The sequence below is a fragment of the Acinetobacter sp. UBA2063 genome (assembly GCF_002333245.1).
In the GTDB taxonomy this organism is placed as follows: Bacteria; Pseudomonadota; Gammaproteobacteria; order Pseudomonadales; family Moraxellaceae; genus Acinetobacter; species Acinetobacter parvus.
In genome coordinates, this window is record NZ_DDAH01000200.1 from 1 (window position 1) to 3,703 (window position 3,703).

At 39.1% G+C, this 3,703-nt stretch carries 6 protein-coding genes; 3 read left to right on the top strand and 3 right to left on the bottom strand.

Features of this window, described 5'->3' with window-relative positions:
• On the bottom strand, positions 1–174 hold a 174-nt coding region (locus B4H32_RS09735; RefSeq protein WP_286802673.1), incomplete at its 3' end, for a GntR family transcriptional regulator.
• 238 nt (positions 175–412) lie between these two features.
• On the opposite strand from B4H32_RS09735, the gene B4H32_RS09740 reads away from it, so the two are divergent.
• On the top strand, positions 413–1,231 hold the full coding sequence (locus B4H32_RS09740; RefSeq protein WP_004681003.1) for a hypothetical protein: 819 nt from the start codon (positions 413–415) through the stop codon (positions 1,229–1,231).
• A gap of 44 nt (positions 1,232–1,275) precedes the next feature.
• A complete protein-coding gene (locus tag B4H32_RS09745; RefSeq protein ID WP_004677895.1) occupies positions 1,276–1,446 on the top strand; it encodes a cbb3-type cytochrome oxidase assembly protein in 171 nt (56 codons plus the stop codon).
• A gap of 66 nt (positions 1,447–1,512) precedes the next feature.
• On the opposite strand, the gene B4H32_RS09750 is transcribed toward B4H32_RS09745, so the two are convergent.
• Both B4H32_RS09750 and B4H32_RS09755 read right to left on the bottom strand, forming a co-directional pair.
• Positions 1,513–2,229 carry a glutamine amidotransferase gene (locus B4H32_RS09750; RefSeq protein ID WP_286802667.1) on the bottom strand — a complete coding sequence of 239 codons (717 nt, stop codon included), beginning with the start codon at positions 2,227–2,229 and terminating at the stop codon, positions 1,513–1,515.
• Between the two features lie 30 nt (positions 2,230–2,259).
• Positions 2,260–3,225 (bottom strand): alpha/beta hydrolase, encoded by a 966-nt coding sequence (locus B4H32_RS09755; RefSeq protein ID WP_034431202.1) that lies wholly within the window; start codon positions 3,223–3,225, stop codon positions 2,260–2,262.
• A gap of 160 nt (positions 3,226–3,385) precedes the next feature.
• Between B4H32_RS09755 and B4H32_RS09760 the strand changes: the two genes are divergently transcribed.
• Positions 3,386–3,703: AAA family ATPase (locus tag B4H32_RS09760; protein WP_286802669.1), on the top strand; the 318-nt coding region annotated here is incomplete at its 3' end.

The window sequence follows — 3,703 nt, forward strand, 5'->3', positions numbered from 1 at the left end:
GGAATAAATCAATCCTTGCGCTTCCAGCTCCTGATAGGCGTTCATGACCGTGATGAGGCTAAAGCCTGAGCGTTGTACCTGTTCACGTAAAGATGGCAGTTTGCTGTGCGGCTTCCATGTCCCGTTTTGAATGAGAAGTTTCAGGTTATGCGCTAACTGTTCTGCTTTATACATAAGGTACTGAATCCAAAATGAGAACCTGTTTATGAGTATTGTGAGTAATTTATCTAATTTTATAACAGATGGGATGGAAATAAATCATCTGTTATATTTTTTTAGACAGCCTCTGTAGCTATTCAGCGATTGATATGTTCTACAAAATAACACCAAGAATGGTACGGCTTGTTAAATAATATACAAAACGTACAGATCAATCAGAAGACAATGGTTTGGCTGAAAGGTGTATAGGGCGATGTTTGTAACTAAAGAACTTAATGCGATAACCCAGCTTTTTCAGGATGGCGAGGTTTCGCAAGCAGTACAAGAACAGCTACATCTTGACTATGTAAATCTTGAAGCAACCTTGTTACGAGGCAAGGTATTAAGAGACTTTTCTAAAGAAAAAGTCGCTTATATTGTGCAAGCAAAAATAGAGGAAAATGACAATAATCTTGGGTATTTGTTTGCCCCATTTATTATTGCCAATTTAAATCAGCCCGTGATTTATACAACACCGATTTCAACCGCTGTTTTGGCGATCCTGAATCAATATTATCAGGCTGAGAAAAGTGTCAATTTAAAAATTGAAGAAGTGCTCCAAAGCCTAAAGCTTTATGTGGATTTGGTTGAACAGCCTAAAAAAGAAGCTGATTTTCTGTTTCGAGCTTTGGTTAAAGCCCTCTGTCGAACAGATATTTCCCATCTTTTCTTGATTACACATTTACCTGTAAATCAGGATCAAATTCAAATCTTGCAGGATTATTTGCAGATAAAAATTGACGTGATTTGCTGCGATACAACAGAACGTAGTGTTAATGATAAATTGATTAATACCCGAAAATTATTGTTTAAAAACAAAGATGAGTTTCATAAAACGATTTGTACTTTGTTTTCGAACCTGAATGCGCAACTGGTGGCACAGATTGGCCAGTTTAGCCAAAAACAGGCCACTCATTTAATTGAAGATATGTTTTATTCAGAACACATTTTTGAAAAGTTGTCGGTCTATGCTGAATATATGCAAACCCGTATTCAAAATGGTGCCAGTTACAGGGCATTATCCATGATGTAGATGATGCAGTATTGAATTTTAGTATTTAAATAGGAGCAGACGATATGTCTAAAGAGCAAGCAAAATTTCCATATCTCACCGTTGGAATCAGTATTTTATTAGGCTGTTTGTTTTTAGTCTTCTTCTTTCTTGCTGTTAGCAATGAGCCTGATTATATGCCATCGCAACAGAAGCAGAATACGACACAGATGCAAAAATCAATTCAACAGCATTAATCATTTAGGTGTCTAAAGCCGCAAAAGCCTAGAACATCTAGGCTTTTTGATTTCCACCATTTTATTTTAATGGCTGAGATTTTCTAAAAAACGTTGGATAATTTTTTGTGCCTGATTTTCCAATTGGGCTGCATAAAGCAGATTATCCTGTCTTAACTGGGGAATAGACAAATTGGCATGACGTATTTCGCAGGTATGACCAATCAACCATTTCTCAAAGCTGTTTTGATTCACTTCCAGATGAAACTGTAAGGCTAAAATCTGCTTTCCGATCGCAAAGGCTTGATGGGGATAAATAGCTGAACTCGCTAGCAAGGCTGCATTGTCTGGCAGGTCAAATGTATCACCATGCCAGTGCAACACATGGGTATCTTCAAGCGCTGCCAGAATATTTTCAGCAACAGGCTGAATGTCCAGTTTGCCCCAGCCAATCTCTTTTTGGTGTCCAGCATAGACTTTGGCACCCAGTGCATGAGCAATTAACTGCGCCCCCAGACAAATACCAATGGTGGGTTTATTGGCTGCCAAACGCTGTTTAAGCAACGCAATCTCATCAATCAGGAAAGGGTAGTCCTCAGTTTCATAAACACCAATTGGCCCACCGAGGATGATGGTTAAACCCTCATAATTGAGGGCTGGGCTGAGATCGTCAACACCCGCTTCGAAATAACGGACGCGGAAGCCAAGTTTATAAAAAGCATCTTCCAGAGAACCTAAATCCTCAAAGGCAAGATGTTGAATTGCATAAACTGTTTTAGGTAATGAAACTGCCATCGTATTCATGGTTTATCAGGTCACTATATTGGAAGTGAGTTAAGGCATTTTTTGCTCAAGCCAGGCAAATAAGTCTTGGTATACTTTTTCCCGTACTGGTGGGGCTGAAAGTACCAGATCATGCAAACCGTTGTGTACTGATAAAGTCTGTATATCACCTTTCATTTTTTTGGCATTATTGGTCATGTCTTTGACATCAAGAATGACGTCGCTTTGTTGGGCATCAATTCCCCATTTTTTAGGATATTTGGATTGATGTGAATGCATGATCAGGGTTGGAATATTCAGTGTAATGCCTTTATGGATTTCTTTTTGCGCTTCATGGATGGCATGCACAAAGCACAGTTGTACAAATGGCATGGATTCAGGTTTCCATTCCAGATTGAACTCCCATTCACCATGAAATTTTTTATGCAAACTTGGTACATACCACGGGTTTAGACCGCTTGGAAACTTGGCATTTGGGAAACGCTTGCCAAATTCACTCAGCAATGGAATCCCCACTTTTTTCTCAATGATGCTCTTAAAGAAATCATAAAATGGACTATTTGCCCATAACGCCTTAACCAGACGATGGTCAGGATAGTGTGCTGCATATAGGGTTGTGATCAAGCCACCTGTTGAATGTCCAGCAAGCAAAACCTGATTATGGTTTTCCTGACTAATGATCTCCAGTGACTTGCTGATTTCAGCATCATATTCACGTAAATCCCGCACGTAATAGAGGGTTTGATGGGGGAGTTTGGAACGCCCATATTTTCTAAGGTCAAGTGCGTAGAAGTCATAGCCATGCTGGTTAAACTGTTCAGCCATTTCTTTTTGAAAGAAATAATCAGCGAAGCCATGAACATACAACACAGCCTTTTTGGTGGCCTGAGCAGCTTTTTTTCGCACCAATGTGGCAACAACTTTCCCATCATAATCATCAGCAAAGTTCAGGGTCAGTTGCTGATAACCATTCCCTAGGATATCTGGTTGATAAGTATAAAAATTTAAAGTATTCATTTTTGATGTAAAGTCTAAATTCATTCATCAACACATTAAATGAAAACATCTGGATGTCAATGGCAATCTGAGATATGAGCGGTTTTCCAGATCGGTTTAGGTTTTTATTTTTGAGAAAAAATCAGTAAGCTATGGGTTGCTACTTTTACCTGATGAAATTATGAAACAAGAGACTGCACTGAAATTATTGAAAGCTGGAGAAAATGTTTTTTTAACGGGTTCAGCAGGTGCAGGAAAAACCTATACGCTTAATCAATACATTAATTATCTAAAGGCACGCAAGGTGCCTGTTGCCATTACTGCATCTACAGGGATTGCCGCAACCCACATGAATGGCATGACCATTCATACCTGGGCGGGTATTGGGATTAAAGACCATTTGAGTGATGACGATCTCAAACGGATGAAAGAGCGCAAATATTTAAAAGAGCATCTGGAAAATGCGCAGGTCCTGATTATTGATGAAATCTCAATGCTG

Excerpts from the sequence above, each read along its gene's own strand:
- B4H32_RS09740 (WP_004681003.1), top strand. The coding sequence starts at position 413 with ATGTTTGTAACTAAAGAACTTAATGCGATAACCCAGCTTTTTCAGGAT.
- B4H32_RS09745 (WP_004677895.1), top strand. The coding sequence starts at position 1,276 with ATGTCTAAAGAGCAAGCAAAATTTCCATATCTCACCGTTGGAATCAGT.
- B4H32_RS09750 (WP_286802667.1), bottom strand. The coding sequence starts at position 2,229 with ATGAATACGATGGCAGTTTCATTACCTAAAACAGTTTATGCAATTCAA.
- B4H32_RS09755 (WP_034431202.1), bottom strand. The coding sequence starts at position 3,225 with ATGAATACTTTAAATTTTTATACTTATCAACCAGATATCCTAGGGAAT.